This is a genomic window from Dysgonomonas sp. (genome assembly GCF_035323175.1).
In the GTDB taxonomy this organism is placed as follows: domain Bacteria; phylum Bacteroidota; class Bacteroidia; order Bacteroidales; family Dysgonomonadaceae; genus Dysgonomonas.
Genome location: NZ_DAOKYH010000011.1, coordinates 78,979 through 97,204 on the forward strand (window position 1 = coordinate 78,979; position 18,226 = coordinate 97,204).

The window sequence follows — 18,226 nt, forward strand, 5'->3', positions numbered from 1 at the left end:
CGAATATCTCAAATTATTTTATTAAATTGAGATATTCGTGAATTTTGGAACAATCTATTTCTATTTTCATATTTATTTGTTTATCCGAAGAATCCCTGATAAAAAAAGGAAATAATGCAAAGAATATTAATTATTGATGATAAAGAAGCTATAGCCAAAGTTATAGCGAACTATTTTAGAGAGGACTATGAATGTATTTATTTTGAGAATCCATTAAAAGCAATTCAATGGTTAGAGCAAAATTCGATACCGGATTTGATTATCCTGGATTTGAGAATGCCTTTCATGACTGGTGAAGAGTTTTTGGCATATATCAAAAAAAATGAGCTCTTTAAATCTATCCCCGTGGTTATCCTTTCTAGTGAAGATAACAGTATCAATCGAATTCGATTATTAGAAAATGGAGCGGAAGATTTTATATTGAAACCCTTTAACCCGATGGAGTTAAAAGTTAGACTAAAAAAAATCCTTAAATGACTTTTATTATATATATAGGTAGTAATAAAGAATATATCAATCATTTTCAAGAGTTATTACAAGAAAATATAGTTATAGTCAAAAATAAAGAAGAGGCTGGTATTATATTGAAAGAATTACCCTCAAATAAAATCCAGCCTCTTTTATATGAAAAAATTAATCCTGATGTAGATAAGGTTAATATTGCATACCTGAAAAAGAAATTCAAAAATCTATATATAATTCTCGTTACCAAAAAAATAGGAAAAGAAGAAACTAGTATATATATAGAGGCAGGAGCAAATAATACTATTTCTCCGTATGCTGATTCAGATGTATTTAAAGCAATCACTAATTTTATATCTAAAAATGAAATTCTAAATAAAAAAGAAAGAAAAGAAAAGAATAAGGTTGATGAAGTATTTACAATACCTAAAGGTAAACGTATATTTGATATAATTATTTCACTATCAGCTCTTATCGTTCTATCTCCATTCTTGATTTTAATAATGGTCTTAATCAAGCTTGAAAGTAGAGGACCTATTTTATATAAGTCTAAAAGAGTTGGGAGCAACTTCTACATTTTCAATTTCTTGAAATTCCGATCTATGTATATAGATGCAGAGGAGCGCCTCTCTAGTTATCTATCAATGAATCAGTACACCAAAGAATCGAAAGAAAAAACATTGGAAGTAAGCACAACAAACTCTGATATTATCAATGATGATACGGTACTAGTTTCAGACGATTACGAAATATCAGAACATGAATATCTAAATAAGAAAAAAGAGAAAAAAGATACAACCTTTTTTAAAATAGCACACGACCCCAGAGTCACAAAAATGGGTAGATTTATGAGAAAATATAGTATCGATGAAATCCCCCAATTGATAAATATATTAAAAGGAGATATGTCAATAGTAGGTAATAGACCTTTACCTCTTTATGAAGCAGAACTATTGACCGGAGATGAATATATTGAACGCTTTATAGCTCCGGCAGGATTAACCGGGCTATGGCAAGTAGAAAGGCGCGGAGGAGAGGGCAAGATGTCAGCAGAAGAAAGAAAACAGCTGGATATATATTATGCTCACAATTACTCCATATGGCTTGATTGCAAAATTATTTTTAAAACATTTTTCTCATTTATACAAAAAGAAGATGCTTAACATCTATTAAGTATTTGCAAGTTTTTACATTTATGAAACTAAAACTAGTCATCATTACATTTTTCCTATTCTCTTGTAGTATCTCTCTGCTAGCTCAAGATATAACAGAGTTAAAACCTAAAGATTATCTAGACTTTCAGTTACCTCCGATATCTGTTCTATACGAAAACGCTAAAGCTAGCCCTATTCTCAGCTATTATGAGAAAAAAAAGCAGGGATATAAAAGTTTGATAGATTCCGAGAAAAAAAGATGGTTGAGTTTCATCAAATTAGTTACCAACTATCAATATGGGGTAGTAGGTAACAATACAACTTTTTCAGATACAAACACCCCAATATTTTATCAATATTCAGGAAATAAACAGAGTTGGTACAACTTTGGAGCTTCAGTATCTATACCATTAGATGACATTTTTGATAGAAAGAATAGGGTAAAAAAACAAAGGTTGGATATGGAAGCGACTGAGTTTGAACAAGAGAAATGGTATGATGAACAAAAAATCCGTATAGCAGCAATGTATAGTCTCGCAATGAAAGACTTAGCATTAATAAAAATTAAATCAGAAGCCTTACTCTTTGCAGAGGCTCAGTTAAATCTAAGCGAAACAGACTTTATTAATGGTAATATCACTATCCAAGAACTGGGGAAACAAAAATCTGTGTATACAACAGCTGTATCCGACTATGAAGAGACTAAAGCAAGTTTAAACTCCTCTCTACTTCAGCTTGAGATATTGGCAAAAACTCAAATTATATCTAAATAAAATAATATGCAACAAATAAGGTGTATATATACGTTTATCAATAAAATAAAATGGTGGTTATTGATTGTACCGTTGCTAATATCAGGTTTAGTTATCTTATCTACAAGACATCTTAACCTCGAATATACTGTAGAAACTACAGTTTTCACTGGTGTTGTCTCCAGCTATGGATTAGATCCCGAACAGCCGACGTCCCAAAACTGGAATATATTAAATAACACTTTGGAAAATATTATAAATATTGTAACCTCTAAAGAGACATTGAAAGATGTTGCACTCCGGCTATATGTGCAAGATATGATATATGGTGATTCGGAAAAAGATAATATTTACATCAAAGCATCCAATTACAGGAAACTCTTAAATATAACACCGAAAGAAGTTCAGGCTCTTATAGATAAGAAATCAGAGGAGAAAACACTCGAGAATATTCTGGCTTATGAAAAGTCCGATCCTAAGAATTTTATATATGGATTATTAAATTGGCATCATCCACACTATAGCTATGAGGCCTTAAGCAAAATCTCTGTAAAGAAACTAGGCAATAGTGATATGCTAGAAATAACATATACAGCTAATGATCCGGGCATAGCATACAATACTTTGGTAATACTCAATCAATCATATGAAAAAAAGTATCAAGATATCCAGTTCGGAACAACCAATAATGTCATTCATCACCTTGAGAAAGAGCTAGCTCAAGTGAGTTCAGAGCTTAGAAATGGAGAAGATTCTTTAACAAACTATAATATTGAAAATCGCGTTATCAACTACGACGAACAAACAAAACAGGTAGCAGCATACGATAAGGATGTCCAATTGATATATCAGGATGCATTGCTTAGATATAGTAGTTCTAAGGCATTAATTACTCATCTAGAAAGTAAGATATCGGAAAACTTAGCATCAATAAAAAACAACTCTGAGTTTATTTCCAAACTCAATACTATATCTCAATTACGCAGTAAAATTGCCGAGATAGAACCATTCTACAAAGACTCTCTAGTTAGTCCCGCAAATCAAAGACAAATTAATAGGTACAAAGCCGATCTTAAGACTGCAGAGGGTGATCTTCATGTAATTATGAATACATTGAGTAATCAAAAATATACCAAGGATGGTTACCCGACATCCAATTTCGTATCCCAATGGCTTGATGAAGTATTAAAAAATGAAAAAGCTTCCGCAGAACTTGCTGTTTTAGATAGAAGACGAGCCGAATTGGATCAGGAATACCTTCACTTCTCGCCAATAGGTTCTACAATAAAACGGAAAGAAAGAAGTATTGACTTTCTTGAACGTTCTTATTTATCAATTTTATCAAGCCTTAATACGGCCCGATTAAGATTAAAAAGCTTAGAAATGAACTCCGCTTCATTGAAAGTACTCAATGAGCCTACATTTCCACTATTATCAAAACCTACAAAAAGAAAAGCTATAGTTTTAGGTTCTTATGTAGCTAGTGTTATATTTATAATCAGTTTATTCTTATTAAAAGAATTATTTGATAGAAGGTTATTAGATAAAATGCGAACTGAACACATTACTTTAGGTAAAGTTTTAGGAGTATTTCCAGAAGAAGGTAAATTGGGTAAAAGAATTTTTAGAAAATCTTATGAAGAAACCTGTATACTACTATTAGGCAATAACTTATTAAATTACTTTGCATCTGAAAAACCTAGTATAATAAACTTCTTCAGTATTTCAAATGGAGTTCAAAAAACATATATAGCAAATGCTTTATCGGATTATTGGAAAAGCATAGGTTTATCTGTAAAAAATATTGATTGGACGAAAGATTTCTCGAACTCTTCAAAAAGCTATCTGTTGATCAACAAATTATCAGATATCAATATAGATATAATTAACAATGATGTTGTGATTGTTGAATATCCTTCAATAAAAGAGAATCCAATACCTAAAAACTTATTACAAACCGCTTCTTTTAATTTGATATTACTCGACGCAAAAAAACAATGGAAAGGTAGCGATCAGTTAATTTTTGATGAGATAACAAGACTTTCAAAAGATGTTCCGATTATGATTCTATTAACAAATGTAAGCCATGCTGTAGTAGAAAATATAACAGGAATAAAACCGCTAAAAAAGGATATCGAAGCCAATAATTAATACATTAGCCAGAAATGAGCAAACCCTCAGACATATATTCCAAATTTTATGATAAATATTTTTATCTAGGGCTCTTTCTTGGACTACTGATTATATTAGGAACAACTATATATACACGGAACTTTATTAGCGGGATATTATTCGCCTGTATACCAACAACATGCCTTATCTTATTCTGTTTTTTCAAATTTCCTCAATCGCTTCTGATGATTCTATTCATAGTTAATTACATAATTATGGGTATCAGCCGGTACGGACCAAGTATTCCCGGAGGAATGGTAATAGATGCTTTATTGGCATTCATATTATTTATTCTATTTTTCCGTACGGTATTCTTTTCTGTCGATTATTGGAAAAGATTTAATAATCCATTGACATATATCTCTCTTTTTTGGCTTATTTATTGTATTATGGAAATCTTGAATCCATATACAACGATTGAGCTTTGGATGACTTCTGTCAGGGGACTGGGATTTTATTTATTCTTATTTATAGTTGTTACCACGGCTTTATTCAAACGCTATAAAGATCTGAAAAAGGTGCTCCTTCTATGGGGAATACTTACAATTTTTGCTGTATTAAAAGCTATCATTCAAAAATTTATAGGATTTGATTCGGCTGAAAACCATTGGCTGTATGTTGAAGACGGAGCTAGAACACATGTTATTTATTCGGGTATTCGATATTTTTCATTTTTCACTGATGCTGCTAACTTTGGTTGTAGCATGGCTTTATCCATGGTTGTATTCTCGATAAGTGCATTATATATCAAAAGTAAAAAGGTTAAAGTGTTTTTCTTTATTGTAGCTATTTTGGCTGGTTATGGTATGCTTATATCGGGAACTAGAACAGTTTTAGCGATATTATTTGTGGGATATGCAACCTTTATTCTAATATCAAAGCTCGAAAAAGTTATTATTGGAGGCACATTTCTTATATTATCCTTATTTATTTTCCTAAATTTCACCAATATTGGGCAAAGTAACGCAGATATACGTCGTATGAGAACTGCTTTTCATGGAGCCGAAGATGCGTCTTTCAATGTAAGGATTGAAAATCAGAAAAAGATGCGGGAGTTCATGCCTAACCATCCTTTTGGAATTGGTATAGGAAAAGCGAAACACACGGATTCAAACGATCACATGTATGGATTAGCTACAGATTCTTCCCTTATTTATGTATGGATAGAAACAGGTATTGTTGGCCTCATTCTTTTTATTTCTATTTTTCTATTTGTACTAGCAAGAGGAATATATGATATATTGTTTCGTATCAAGAATAAAGAACTTAAAGGCATAATGAGTGCTCTAATAGCAGGTCTATCAGGGATTTTAATTGCATCTTATGGAAATGAGGTTCTACAACAGTTTCCTACCGGACCGATTTTATATATGTGTATGGCATTCATCATGATGGGACGGTATTTTGATAAAGAGATCGAAAATAAAGAAGCCGAAAATAACAAGTTGTCCTCTAAGAATGAATATACCTCTATCTAATTAAGGTTTAGCATAAGGATATGAATGATGTATATATATCTATAGTAAGCGTTAACTACAATGGGATGAATGATACATGCCATATGATAGATAGCTTAATGCAAAATTTGTCAGACGTATCCTATGAAATCATTATAGTGGATAATGCTTCTCTAAAAGATGAAATTACTGAGATACAAGCAAAATATAGGAACATACATTGTATAAGCAGTAATTCAAACTTAGGTTTTGCAGGAGGCAATAATTTAGGTATAATCGAGGCTAAAGGAAAATATGTCTTATTATTGAATAATGATACATATATTAAAGATGATTCATTATTAAGTCTCGCAGAATTTTTAGATTCAAACGCAACAGTAGGAGCAGTTTCTCCTAAAATAAAATTTGCAGACTCCAATACTATTCAGTTTGCAGGCTATACAGATTTATCTCAAGTCACATTGAGAAATAGCCTTATAGGTTTTGGTGAGCCTGATCTTGGGCAATACGATACACCAGCCAAATCTCCATTCCTGCATGGAGCTGCGATGATGCTTAGGCGAGATATTATAAAAAAAGTAGGTCTAATGCCGGAAATATATTTTTTGTATTACGAAGAGTTAGACTGGTGCGAACAAATAAAAAAAAATGGATTTGAATTGTGGTATAATCCTCAAGCTGTAGTATTTCATAAAGAAAGTCGGAGCGTAGGACAAAATAGTCCTTTGCGATGTTATTATATGACACGCAACAGATTACTGTATGCATGGAGGAACAGAAGAGGAATAATTCGATTAGTGGCTATACTATATCAATTTCTTATCGCTAATCCTAAAGGTATATTTACCTACACATTGAATGGACGTCTCGATCTAGTTAGAGCTTCTATAAGGGGAATGATTAATTTTACTAATATGAAAAAAACTTTATGATCCTCATTAATATAGTTGATTCAATATTATTTGTATTGATGTTATTTTCTGTTTTGTATCTTCTTATTTTTGCAATAGCTTCGCTAAATAAGAAAAAGATACAATACCCTGAAACAGACAATAAACTCAAATATGTTATTCTTTTTCCGGCGTACAAAGAAGATAAGGTTATAGTATCATCCGTAAAATCCTTCCTTGCGCAAGATTATCCTAAAAGTTATTTCGATGTTGTTGTTATTTCGGATCAGCTAAAAGATGAAACAAACGAAGAACTTTCACAATTACCTATTAAGCTGCTTATTGCAAATTACGAAGACAGTACAAAAGCAAAAGCTTTAATTTTTGCTCTTGACAATTTAAGTAAAGATAATTATGATGTTGTAGCAATAATAGATGCGGACAATACGGTAAGTGCTAATTTTTTGAATGAAATAAATAAAGTATTTTTCTTTGGTATAAGAGCCCTACAGGTTCACCGCATAGCAAAAAATCCGGAGACAGACATGGCTATCTTAGATGCCGCGAGCGAAGAGATAAACAATTCTTTTTTCAGGAGCGGGCATATACGGTTAGGCTTATCGTCTGCTCTTAGTGGATCAGGAATGGCATTCGAATACAAATGGTTTAAAAAGAATATTAAAAACATATCTTCTGTAGGAGAAGACAAAGAATTGGAGCTACAATTATTACGACAGGGTATATATATTGATTATCTGGAAGATGTATTTGTATATGATCAGAAAGTACAGAATCAACAAGTCTTTTATAATCAACGACGACGATGGATGGCTTCTCAATACGAAAATTTGGCAAAAGGAATAAAATATATTTCAGAAGCATTGAGTACAGGAAATATCGATTTATTTAATAAACTTATACAATGGGCTATGCTCCCTCGATTGATTTTATTGGGATTAATATTCGTTCTTGCAGTTCTATTTTTGTTTATTAATATATTTTGGTCTATAAAATGGTGGATATTGCTAATGTTTATGTGCTTATCTCTAGCCATTGCTATCCCGGATGAAATGGTTAATGAGCGTTTGATTAAAATACTCAGAAAATTGCCTAAGCTTTTTATTTTAATGGTTATTAATCTATTCAGAATGAAAGGCGCAAAAAAGAAATTTATACACACAGAACATTGACATTAAGAATAGTAAATGAAGATTGCGATTGAAGCACAACGTATATTTCGAAAGAAGAAACATGGAATGGATATTGTCATTCTAGAAGCTTTGAAGGAAATACAAAGACAAGATACCTCTAATGAGTATTATATATTCGTTGCACCGGGACCAGACAAGTGTTTAGAAAAAACCTCAAATTTTCATATAATAGAAGTAAAATGTCCGTCCTATATATTATGGGAGCAAATAGGACTGCCTCGTGCTATATCTAAAATAAAACCCGATGTGCTGCACTGTACAAGTAATACTGCACCTCTGTTTGTAAATGTACCGTTGATAGTAACATTACATGATATAATATTTTTAGAAAAGAAACAAAGTTCGAATAAGTCTCTATACCAAAATTTAGGACGCATATATAGAAAACTTGTTGTACCTCGAATATTATCTAAAAGCAAGAAAATCATCACCGTATCAGATTTTGAACGCGAAAACATTTGTAAAAAAACAAATACGCCATCATCTAAGGTAGTCACTATTCACAATGGATATAATAAGCGATTTCATTATATACCAAACTATCATAATGTTACAAACAAATATATAGAAGATGACAACTATATTTTATTCTTTGGGAACACAGATCCTAAAAAAAACACTTCGCGAACAATAAAAGCTTATGCTCTATATCTCGAGAAATCCGATTATAAAAGACCTTTATTGATTTTAGATATTAATAAATCTATTATTGAAGAAATTCTCAAGAAGGAAAATATAGAGCACATAAAACCTTTTGTACACTGTCCAGGGTATATAAATAATTCAGATCTACCATATATATACAATGGAGCATTTGTTTTCATTTACCCATCATTGAGAGAAAGTTTTGGACTACCAATACTCGAGTCGATGGGCTGCGGAACCCCTGTTATTGTATCCAATACATCGGCTATCCCCGAAGTAGCAGGTGAGGGAGCTTTATACACAGATCCATATAACGAACAAGATATTGCTAATAAGCTGCTACTTATAGAAAATGATAAAGAAATGTATCAAAAATTAGTTGAATACGGAAGAGTAAGAGTTAATTCGTTTTCGTGGGAAAATACAGCTAGAGAATTATTAAATGAATATAAATCATAAAAATGAATATATCTCTTTTAAAAGAAAAATTAAAAAAAAATAGAACGATCAAGAGTTTTATTATAAAATTAATATCTCCATCATTGAATCCCAGACCTCGATTATGGGTTCGTTTATTAGTAAACCCTTGGGTTCACAAAAAAGGTAAGGGGTGTAAAATAAGACAAAGGAGGTCTAGAATAGATGTATTCCCTTGGAATAAATTCAATCTAGGCGACAATGTGTTAATCGAAGACTTCACAACGATTAATAATGGAGCTGGAGATGTAATAATAGGTAATAACTCGCGTATAGGAATTGGTTCTGTAATCATTGGACCTGTAACTCTTGGAAATAAAGTCGGATTGGGACAACATGTTTTTATTGCCGGATTTAATCATGGATATGCCGATGCCTCTATAGACTCTAATGAACAAGATTTAGTTAAGAGTACAGTAATTATCGAAGACGAATCTCATATCGGTTCAAATTCTGTAATATTAGCTGGAGTTCATATTGGTACACGTGCACAAATCGGAGCAGGAAGCGTTGTAACAAAAGATATACCGTCATACTGTGTAGCCGTAGGAAATCCCGCACGAGTTATAAAAAAATTTGATTTTCAAAAAAAAGAATGGGTAAGGATGTAATTAAGCCAAAAGTAAGTGTTATCATACCTGTTTATAATACAGGAAAATATGTAGAAGAATCGGTTCGTTCAATTATAAATCAGACGCTACCTGAATTAGAAATTATAATTATTAATGATGGATCTACGGATAACAGTTTGCAAGTAATAACTCTATTGCAAGACATTGACAAGCGTATATTTATTCATTCTCAAGAGAATCAAGGGCTGTCATCTGCTCGAAATCAAGGACTAAATTATGCCAATGGAGAATACATCTATTTTATGGATAGTGATGATATACTGGATACAAACGCATTAAAAGTCTGTTATGAAAGATGTGTATCAGAACAACTTGATTTCGTTTTTTTTGATGCAATAACATTTACAGATAGCAATATACAAGCACCAATATCTTATAATAGAAAAGAGAAGATTACAAGTGAAATTAAAACGGGATTACAAAGTTTAAACACATTGCTCGAGACTTCAGGCTATAGATCTTCGGTCTGTCTTCTATTTATAAAGCATAATTATATAACTTCTTTATCCTTAAATTTCCTACCAGGAATAATACATGAGGATCAACTATTTACAGCAAAGTTATACACTCAGGCACAAAGAGTAGCGTATATCCCTGAAGCATTCTTTCACAGACGATTTCGCCCCGATTCAATTATGACTAAACAATATACGATCTTTAATGTTAGGAACTATTTTATAGTCGTAGATGAACTTATAAAATTTGCATCCGGGCAAAATGAAATTATAAAAAAAACAATAAATAAAACTATTCGGTCCTTTTTTGATCCTGCTATATATATGGCCAATATATTTAGATGGTACGAACGCTTTAGTATTGCCAAGACTTGCTTTCTTCACTATCGTAAATATATATCAGTTAAGTCATGGCTCGTCCTTCTTTTTCCTTGGCTAATAAAATTAAAATCATATACAAAATAATAATTAATCCAAGTGTCATTAAAAAAAGATTTATTTACAGGTGTCACATATAATGCAATATCTAAATACAGTGGTATTATTGTATCATTAATTGTTTCTGCTGTATTAGCTAGACTTATTACCCCTCAAGATTTTGGTCTAATAGCGATAGCTATGGTTATCATTACTTTTTTTAGTGTTTTTAGCGATTTAGGATTAGCGCCTGCAATAATCCAGAATAAAAGTTTAACTAAAGAAAATTTATCCGATATCTTCTCCTTTACTGTTTGGTTGGGGATAATTATTTCTCTTGGGTTCTTTTTTTCATCGTGGGCTATAGCGTCTTATTATGAAAAAAACGATCTTATCAACATATGTCAGATATTGTCTGTAAATTTATTCTTTGTTACAGTTAATATTGTTCCGAGCGCATTACTGTACAGAAATAAGGAATTTAAATTCATTGCCTTTCGAACATTTGTAGTTCAATTTCTAGGTGGATTTATATCTATAATTGCGGCCTTAAATGGAGCTGGATTATATGCTTTGCTTATTAATCCGATCTTTTCAAGTGCAACTCTATTTATTGTTAACATATTGCGTTATCCTCAAAAGATGAAGATTATATTTAATATTTCTTCATTGAAGATTATACTTTCTTACTCCTCTTATCAGTTTCTGTTCAATCTAATAAATTACTTTAGTAGGAATCTTGACAAATTACTTATCGGGAAATATATGGGAATGTCTTTGCTCGGATATTATGAAAAATCATATCGTCTAATGATGTTACCATTACAAAATATAACCTATGCCATAACACCTGTTATGCATCCTATTTTTTCAGACTTTCAGAATGACCTTAAAAAATTATCATTCTCTTATCTCAAAGTTGTCCGTCTTTTAGCTTTCATTGGGTTTCCTTTGTCTATACTACTTTGGTTCACAGCAAGAGAGGCTGTATTAATAGTATTTGGCGATCAATGGATAAACTCTATACCTGTATTTCAGATTCTATCCTTATCTGTCGGAATACAAATTATATTATCTACATCCGGTGCTATTTTTCAAGCAGCTAATGCAACAAAATTATTATTCATAAGTGGACTGTTATCTTCTATATTAAATGTTTCAGGAATATTAATCGGAATATTTATATTTAATTCGCTTATTGCAGTTGCATGGTGCATCACAATTACATTTACTATGAATTTTATTCAATGTTACTATATCATGTACCGATACACTTTAAAGACAAGTATTATTAATTTTGTGAAACAATTCATATCTCCAATAATTCTTAGTATCATTCTATTTTCAATTCTACTATTTATATCTCAGTTAATAACAATATCAAACATATTTATAAGTGCTTTGTTTAAAAGTTTAATATTTATGCTTATATACAGCCTTTATATACAGCTAACAAAAGAAATTGATATTTGTGGTAAATTAAAAAATAAAATGAGATGAAACTATTATACCTGATTTTTCATGGGTTTGAGGCATATAACGGCATCAGTAAAAAAATACACTATCAGGTTAGTGCTTTGAAAAAGTGTGATGTAGAGACACGTCTATGCTATATTCATATTGAGAATGATGGTTATCAGAGACGAATGATAGATGATCAGGTTCTTGAAAATATTGGGCATGGAATTAAAGCCAAAATAAAGAAAAGAGTTGACTATTCTGCGATATTAAATTATATAGAAAAGAACAACATCAACTTGATTTATATTAGATCATATCACAATGCAAATCCGTTTTTAATTTCCTTTGTTAAGCAAGCGGCTAAAGTAGGGGTGAAAACATTACTCGAAATCCCTACCTATCCATACGACAACGAATACATCAACAGTTCTTTGCCGACTCGCCTACAGCTACTTACAGATAAACTCTTTCGCCGCAAACTAGCTCATAATATATTCAGAATTGTGACATTTTCAAACGAAACAAATATATTTGGAGCAAAAACAATTAATATATCGAATGGTATAGACTTCGATGCTATAAAAATAAAAGAGCCGACAAATAGTAATCCGAATATAATTACTCTGATAAGCGTAGCTGAAATTCATGTTTGGCATGGATTCGACCGTTTACTAAAAGGATTAACCGAATATTATAAAGTGAAACAAGATGTCGAAGTTCGGTATGAAATTGTTGGGTACGGAGATGAACGAGAAATCTCGAAATTGAAAAATTACATAATCCAGAATAAATTGGAGAACTATGTCACCTTTCACGGTCCACAATATGGAGATAGCTTAGATAGCTTGTTTAATCAAGCATCAATAGGAATTGCCAGCCTGGGACGTCATCGAAGTGGAATCACCAATATAAAGACTCTAAAAAACCGAGAATACGCAGCAAGAGGCATTCCATTTATCTACTCCGAAGTAGACAATGATTTTGAAGAAAAACCTTATATTATGAAAGTAAGTGCTGACGAATCACCAATAAATATCCTTGACGTGATTGCATTTTATGAAAAAGTAAAAACAATACCTGCTATAGAAATACGCAACTCTATCAATAATCTTTCATGGAAGAATCAGATGGAAAAGGTTATTTTAGCTTGTAAATAAACGATTTGAATTGTTGTTTCTATGATTTTAATTATTGTATTCTGCCTATTTGCATTCATTATTTTCTATACTTACTTAGGGTATGGCATCTTAATTTGGTTTCTGGTAAAAATCAAAGAAATTTTTAAACCCCGAAGCAAAAATAAGTTGCAAGAAGTAGAGTTACTCGATGTTACCTTACTGATCGCAGCTTATAATGAAGAAAACGTTGTGGTCGAAAAAATGGCCAATATAGAGTCTTTAAATTATCCAGAGGAAAAGCTCCATGTTGTCTGGGTTACTGATGGTAGTACAGACAGTACAGTAGAAATGCTAAAGTCGTATCCTAATATAAAAATCTTACATGAATCTGAACGTGAAGGCAAAACTGCAGCCTTAAACAGAAGCATGTCTTACATAGATACTCCTATTGTTATATTTACAGATGCAAATGCTATACTAAACACTCAAAGTATAAATGAGATAGTATCACTATTTGCAGACAGTAAAGTCGGTTGTGTAACAGGAGAAAAAAGGGTAAATATAGAATCAAAGGATAACGCATCGTCTAGTGGCGAAGGATTTTATTGGCGCTACGAATCTGTATTAAAAAGCTTAGACTCTCGTTTATACTCTGTAGTTGGTGCTGCGGGTGAGTTATTTGCCATAAGACGTGATTTGTTTGAATATATTCCAAAAGATACAATTCTTGATGATTTCGTCTTGTCTCTAAGAATAGCACAAAAAGGTTATCGCATAGCATATTGTTCCGAAGCATATGCTATGGAATATAGCTCCGATTCGATGATAGAAGAAGAAAAAAGAAAAGTAAGAATTGCAGCAGGAGGACTACAAGCTGTATGGAGATTATGTCCATTACTTAATATTTTCAGATACGGGCTACTAAGCTTTCAGTATATATCCCATCGCGTGTTGAGATGGACCATAACACCTTTGGCTCTTTTTGCTCTATTACCTCTTAATGTATTACTTTGTATACAAACCTACCCTACTTGTACATTGCCTGCTATATTATTAATATTACAAGTTATTTTCTACTTATTAGGTTTTGTAGGATATACACTTGCTAAAAAGGAGATAAAAAATAAAGTGCTGTTTATTCCATATTATTTTCTTTTTATGAACTTAAATGTCATAAAGGCATATTCTTATTTAAAGAAAAGAAGTAATAGCGGAATATGGGAGAAAGTTAAAAGAAAATCTACTCAAAATAGTTAAATTGGAAAAATCAAGATACCAAGAAAGAACCGAATTATAGAGGCTCACTACATTTATTACAACTACCTTTTATTAATATCTCACATTCGTCAGATTTAAATCCTTCCAGTAAGTTATACTTTTTTAAAGATATATTATCGAGACAAGTTATTGAATGACAACTTTTACAATAAAAATGAGCATGATCTTTTTTATTGCCTGAAAGATGAATATCATTCAGTACATATTTTGTTATGTTATCAACTGTAATTTTATGTATGATTTCAGTTTCCAATAATGTTTGAACAGTGCGATAAAAAGTTATACGATCGTAAAGATCTCCCATCTCCATCTTTATATCACCCTCGGTTAAAGAAATACTCCTCTTTTGCAAAATATTAATCAGCATAACTCGCTGAGCTGTTTTCTTTAAACCCTTATTTCTGAGTATATCTATTGCATTCATAATATCAATATTTATAGGTAAACAAAAGTACCACAAAATCACAGACCACACAAATTGATTATATATTAATATTGAAACAATGTTGCATTTAAATAAAATTTATATCTTTGCTGTCTCCTAGTCAAAATTCATATTCGGTGTGAGGCAATATAAAGTAAATAAAATTATCTTGGCGTGGCTATTAGCGGCTATCTTCATAACCCCGCTTATAGTTAAGGGTATTCATATTTATAAATATGAGTGCTACGAAGAACATTGTTCACATGCTAACGATAAACATAAACATAAACCTCAACATAATAGTAATACATGTCAGGTTTGTAAACTCACGTTATCTTTATTTACTGAAGCTAGTTTTCGCATTTCGGATACAATACAAATAATATATACTAGCCGGATATATTCCTTATATCTGGAAAATGGATATAACTCGATAACCCAACTCAATTATCTACGAGCACCACCCTCTATTAAAAACATATTTTCCTCCGGGATAATTCTATCCCAACTTTATTCGTAAATTATTTTAATAAAATAAAAACAAATACCTATATGCATATCCGAATTATTCGGGTTATGCTCTTGCTGCTATTTGTATTGCCTTTGTATAGTCAAGAATCAGATTCTATCAAACAGGTAGAGTTAGAAAGTATTACTATAACTGCAACATCTTATAAGACATCGAGTAAACTTAATTCAGCTCTGTCGATAGAAGTAGCAGAAAAGGATTTTTTAAGAAGTCACTTTACAGGCAATCTTATGCAAGCACTAGAGCATATACCGGGAGTCCGTTCTATGGATATTGGTTCCGGATTTTCGAAACCCATGATAAGGGGAATGGGATTCAATCGCATTTCTGTAACCGAAAATGGAATTAAACAGGAAGGCCAACAATGGGGAAGCGATCACGGCTTAGAGATTGACGCGTTTAATATCGAACGAGTCACTGTCCGCAAAGGGCCATCCTCACTCCTTTATGGGAGCGATGCAATGGGAGGCGTTGTAGAAATAACACAAGGTCCCCCACCCTTTGATAATCAGATTTTTGGTGCAGCTATGGTACTAGGCAAAAGTGTAAATGAAACATTCGGGGGTTCTGTATTATTAGGTCTGAAAAAAAATGCATGGTATACAAAGTTTCGATATTCCGAACAGCGTTTTGGAGATTATCGCATACCGACAGATACCATTGTTTATCTTACTCAGAAAGTACCAATATATAATCGGAAGTTGAAGAATACAGCCGGTATTGAGCGTAATATAAGTTCATACACCGAATACCGTAGCGGAAAGTATTATTCGAATTATTCAATCAGTAATGCCTATCAAAAAATAGGATTTTTTCCCGGAGCACATGGCATACCTGATATATCCCGTGTACAGGACGATGGGGATGATCGTAATATTGAATTACCATATAGCAAAGTAAATCATTTGAAAATAACATCGCGACAGCAATATATATGGGATAAACTCATTGGATATTGGGATGTTGGATATCAGAAGAATCACAGGGAAGAGTGGAGTAAATTTCATACACATTATGGAACACAAGCACCTCCGGATAAAAATCCGGATCAGGAATTGGTTTTCACCCTGGATACATATAGTTCTTCTATCAAGTTGAAAACAATAGCCTCAGCCACATGGGAATATAATGTCGGGCTTGATATTCAATATCAACAAAACCGTATATCTGGATATTCGTTTCTCTTACCCAAGTACAATAGATTTACAAGTGGAGTATTTGGTCTTGCTACATGGCGACCATCACAGCAGCTTAGCTTTAGTGGAGGTATTCGCTACGATCATGGGAATATTGACATATCGGCTTATAATGATCCTTACCTAGAAACATATCTGCAAGAAATGGGATATGAGGACGAACTGATAAAGCAATATAAGTGGCGTAGCTATCCAGTAAATCGCAACTTTGGAGACTTTTCTGGATCGCTCGGTATTATATGGAATCCAAATATTTATCATCTTGTAAAAGCGAATATAGGACACAGCTTTCGGCTTCCCGGTACAAATGAGTTAGCAGCAAATGGAGTACATCATGGTACGTTCAGACACGAGCAAGGAGACCCATCGCTTAATTCAGAAAGAGGATGGCAGCTGGATGCATCTTACTTATATGAAAACAAGAGCATTGCTTTTTCCATCACTCCGTTCTTTAGCTGGTTTAGCAATTACATTTTTCTGAAACCAACAGGCGAGTGGTCTGTACTTCCTCATGCGGGACAGATATATCGATATACGGGTGCTGAAGCTATTTTTGCAGGAACGGAAATATCTTTCAGTATAGACTTGTTCCCACATCTGAATTATTCTTTCACAGGTGAGTACGTATATACTTACAACCTTGATGAGAATACTCCTTTAAGTTTCTCGCCACCGGCATCTATGCGAAATACAATAACATGGAAAAAGAATCAATTCCAAATACATGCCGAACTGTATAGCATTGCCAATCAGAATAGAGTGTCAAAGAACGAAAGGCCAACATCAGGAACCAATTTAATTAATCTCGGAGGAAATATAAGCATTCCGATATATAACAAAATGGTAGATATCAGTTTATCAATGCGAAATCTATTGAATACTAAATATTATAACCACTTAAGTTTTTACAGAAAAGTTGAGATTCCAGAACCGGGACGCAACTTTCAATTATCAATTAAAATACCTTTTAAAAGTAAATTAAAATGAGAACAATTATTAAAATCCTATTCCTATCAATTATTAGTATAATAACATCTATATCATTTACATCTTGTAGTAATGATAACGATGGAGATACAACTCCACCTGTGATCAATCTAACGGCTCCGACAGAAGGCGCTGTATTAAAGATTGGATCAGATATTCATTTCGACATGGAATTATCCGACAATGAAATGTTATCTTCTTATAAAGTAGAGATACATAACAACTTCGATGGTCATAACCATACAAAATCATTAAAAGCCGAAGACAGTACTACCGCATTTGCTTTTCAGAAAACATGGAGTGTAACTGGACAAAAAACAGCCAAGATACATCATCATGAAATAATCATACCGGAAAATGCAACCCCTGGTAATTATCACTTAATGGTATATTGTACTGATGCCGCTGGGAACGAATCGTATGTTGCACGTAATATTGTATTAAGTCACGACGGAGAAGATGGTGACCATGATCATGATCACTAGATAAAAGCCCCTTTATAAGTAAAA

At 32.4% G+C, this 18,226-nt stretch carries 16 protein-coding genes; 15 read left to right on the forward strand and 1 reads right to left on the reverse strand.

Annotated elements, in window-relative coordinates; all coding sequences use genetic code 11:
• Positions 1-111: 111 nt before the first annotated feature.
• From PKC55_RS13165 to PKC55_RS13225, 13 genes are all read left to right on the forward strand, one after another.
• Positions 112-477: a response regulator gene (locus PKC55_RS13165; RefSeq protein WP_185146729.1), complete on the forward strand. Its 366-nt coding sequence runs from the start codon at positions 112-114 to the stop codon at positions 475-477.
• Positions 474-1,625 carry a sugar transferase gene (locus PKC55_RS13170; protein ID WP_283687075.1) on the forward strand — a complete coding sequence of 384 codons (1,152 nt, stop codon included), beginning with the start codon at positions 474-476 and terminating at the stop codon, positions 1,623-1,625. Before PKC55_RS13165 ends, PKC55_RS13170 begins: the two co-directional genes overlap by 4 nt.
• A gap of 32 nt (positions 1,626-1,657) precedes the next feature.
• The gene (locus tag PKC55_RS13175) at positions 1,658-2,389 is read left to right on the forward strand and encodes a TolC family protein (protein ID WP_283687074.1); all 732 of its coding nucleotides are present in this window, start codon (positions 1,658-1,660) and stop codon (positions 2,387-2,389) included.
• Positions 2,390-2,611: 222 nt separating this feature from the next.
• Complete coding sequence (locus PKC55_RS13180) at positions 2,612-4,519, forward strand: GumC family protein (protein ID WP_324373354.1); 1,908 nt, start codon at positions 2,612-2,614, stop codon at positions 4,517-4,519.
• Between the two features lie 236 nt (positions 4,520-4,755).
• Complete coding sequence (locus PKC55_RS13185) at positions 4,756-6,018, forward strand: O-antigen ligase family protein (RefSeq protein WP_324373356.1); 1,263 nt, start codon at positions 4,756-4,758, stop codon at positions 6,016-6,018.
• A 20-nt stretch (positions 6,019-6,038) separates the two neighbouring features.
• On the forward strand, positions 6,039-6,929 hold the full coding sequence (locus PKC55_RS13190; RefSeq protein ID WP_283687071.1) for a glycosyltransferase family 2 protein: 891 nt from the start codon (positions 6,039-6,041) through the stop codon (positions 6,927-6,929).
• Positions 6,926-8,077 carry a glycosyltransferase family 2 protein gene (locus PKC55_RS13195; RefSeq protein WP_283687070.1) on the forward strand — a complete coding sequence of 384 codons (1,152 nt, stop codon included), beginning with the start codon at positions 6,926-6,928 and terminating at the stop codon, positions 8,075-8,077. The genes PKC55_RS13190 and PKC55_RS13195 overlap by 4 nt, the downstream gene beginning before the upstream one ends.
• A gap of 15 nt (positions 8,078-8,092) precedes the next feature.
• Positions 8,093-9,202: a glycosyltransferase family 4 protein gene (locus PKC55_RS13200; protein WP_303893165.1), complete on the forward strand. Its 1,110-nt coding sequence runs from the start codon at positions 8,093-8,095 to the stop codon at positions 9,200-9,202.
• A gap of 2 nt (positions 9,203-9,204) precedes the next feature.
• Complete coding sequence (locus PKC55_RS13205) at positions 9,205-9,831, forward strand: acyltransferase (protein ID WP_283687068.1); 627 nt, start codon at positions 9,205-9,207, stop codon at positions 9,829-9,831.
• Positions 9,816-10,772 (forward strand): glycosyltransferase family 2 protein, encoded by a 957-nt coding sequence (locus PKC55_RS13210; RefSeq protein ID WP_324373362.1) that lies wholly within the window; start codon positions 9,816-9,818, stop codon positions 10,770-10,772. The genes PKC55_RS13205 and PKC55_RS13210 overlap by 16 nt, the downstream gene beginning before the upstream one ends.
• Before the next feature lie 6 nt (positions 10,773-10,778).
• Positions 10,779-12,224 (forward strand): lipopolysaccharide biosynthesis protein, encoded by a 1,446-nt coding sequence (locus tag PKC55_RS13215; RefSeq protein ID WP_283687098.1) that lies wholly within the window; start codon positions 10,779-10,781, stop codon positions 12,222-12,224.
• Positions 12,221-13,342 (forward strand): glycosyltransferase, encoded by a 1,122-nt coding sequence (locus tag PKC55_RS13220; protein ID WP_283687066.1) that lies wholly within the window; start codon positions 12,221-12,223, stop codon positions 13,340-13,342. Before PKC55_RS13215 ends, PKC55_RS13220 begins: the two co-directional genes overlap by 4 nt.
• A gap of 21 nt (positions 13,343-13,363) precedes the next feature.
• Positions 13,364-14,560, forward strand: a complete 1,197-nt coding sequence (locus tag PKC55_RS13225; RefSeq protein ID WP_283687065.1) for a glycosyltransferase family 2 protein — start codon at positions 13,364-13,366, stop codon at positions 14,558-14,560.
• 34 nt (positions 14,561-14,594) lie between these two features.
• Here the strand turns inward: PKC55_RS13225 and PKC55_RS13230 are convergent, their stop codons facing one another.
• On the reverse strand, positions 14,595-15,005 hold the full coding sequence (locus PKC55_RS13230; RefSeq protein ID WP_283687064.1) for a Fur family transcriptional regulator: 411 nt from the start codon (positions 15,003-15,005) through the stop codon (positions 14,595-14,597).
• A 552-nt stretch (positions 15,006-15,557) separates the two neighbouring features.
• Here PKC55_RS13230 and PKC55_RS13235 point away from each other — a divergent pair.
• Entirely contained in the window at positions 15,558-17,717 is a 2,160-nt protein-coding gene (locus PKC55_RS13235) for a TonB-dependent receptor (protein WP_291126656.1), read from the forward strand.
• Positions 17,714-18,202, forward strand: coding sequence for a DUF4625 domain-containing protein (locus PKC55_RS13240; protein WP_283687062.1), 489 nt, complete (start codon positions 17,714-17,716; stop codon positions 18,200-18,202). The genes PKC55_RS13235 and PKC55_RS13240 overlap by 4 nt, the downstream gene beginning before the upstream one ends.
• The last annotated feature ends 24 nt before the right edge of the window (positions 18,203-18,226 follow it).

What these genes read in the sequence shown, in the direction of transcription:
- PKC55_RS13170 (WP_283687075.1), top strand. Translation starts at nt 474, where the DNA reads ATGACTTTTATTATATATATAGGTAGTAATAAAGAATATATCAATCAT.
- PKC55_RS13175 (WP_283687074.1), top strand. Translation starts at nt 1,658, where the DNA reads ATGAAACTAAAACTAGTCATCATTACATTTTTCCTATTCTCTTGTAGT.
- PKC55_RS13185 (WP_324373356.1), top strand. Translation starts at nt 4,756, where the DNA reads ATGGGTATCAGCCGGTACGGACCAAGTATTCCCGGAGGAATGGTAATA.
- PKC55_RS13190 (WP_283687071.1), top strand. Translation starts at nt 6,039, where the DNA reads ATGAATGATGTATATATATCTATAGTAAGCGTTAACTACAATGGGATG.
- PKC55_RS13195 (WP_283687070.1), top strand. Translation starts at nt 6,926, where the DNA reads ATGATCCTCATTAATATAGTTGATTCAATATTATTTGTATTGATGTTA.
- PKC55_RS13200 (WP_303893165.1), top strand. Translation starts at nt 8,093, where the DNA reads ATGAAGATTGCGATTGAAGCACAACGTATATTTCGAAAGAAGAAACAT.
- PKC55_RS13205 (WP_283687068.1), top strand. Translation starts at nt 9,205, where the DNA reads ATGAATATATCTCTTTTAAAAGAAAAATTAAAAAAAAATAGAACGATC.
- PKC55_RS13210 (WP_324373362.1), top strand. Translation starts at nt 9,816, where the DNA reads ATGGGTAAGGATGTAATTAAGCCAAAAGTAAGTGTTATCATACCTGTT.
- PKC55_RS13220 (WP_283687066.1), top strand. Translation starts at nt 12,221, where the DNA reads ATGAAACTATTATACCTGATTTTTCATGGGTTTGAGGCATATAACGGC.
- PKC55_RS13225 (WP_283687065.1), top strand. Translation starts at nt 13,364, where the DNA reads ATGATTTTAATTATTGTATTCTGCCTATTTGCATTCATTATTTTCTAT.
- PKC55_RS13230 (WP_283687064.1), bottom strand. Translation starts at nt 15,005, where the DNA reads ATGAATGCAATAGATATACTCAGAAATAAGGGTTTAAAGAAAACAGCT.
- PKC55_RS13235 (WP_291126656.1), top strand. Translation starts at nt 15,558, where the DNA reads ATGCATATCCGAATTATTCGGGTTATGCTCTTGCTGCTATTTGTATTG.
- PKC55_RS13240 (WP_283687062.1), top strand. Translation starts at nt 17,714, where the DNA reads ATGAGAACAATTATTAAAATCCTATTCCTATCAATTATTAGTATAATA.